Origin of the sequence: Paraburkholderia sp. SIMBA_030 (genome assembly GCF_046535245.1) — a bacterium.
GTDB lineage: Bacteria > Pseudomonadota > Gammaproteobacteria > Burkholderiales > Burkholderiaceae > Paraburkholderia.
The window spans coordinates 1-233 of sequence record NZ_JAWRXB010001714.1 but is presented as its reverse complement, the minus strand read 5'-3'; the positions used below and the strand labels follow the sequence as shown (position 1 = coordinate 233).

The following is a 233-nucleotide window of genomic DNA, read 5'->3' as shown; positions in this document are numbered from 1 at the left end:
ATCGCTTCCTGTATCGCGACCTCAACGATCTGCTCGCACGCAACCGCACGCTCGAAACACACTTCAAGCAGATAATCAGCCACAAGGTGCGCTTCGCCAGCCAGTTCTGCGAGCAGCTCGTGGCCGACAACGAAATGGTCGCGACGCCCGACGAGCTCAAGGTCATCGCAACCAACATCGGCGTAATCGCGACCTACTGGCTGTCGTATCAGTTCGTGATGAATCCGCGCAAG

At 57.5% G+C, this 233-nt stretch carries 1 protein-coding gene; it reads left to right on the top strand.

Annotated elements, in window-relative coordinates; all coding sequences use genetic code 11:
* The coding region (locus tag SB772_RS45865) for a TetR/AcrR family transcriptional regulator (protein ID WP_410839257.1) at positions 1–233 on the top strand (233 nt) is incomplete at both ends.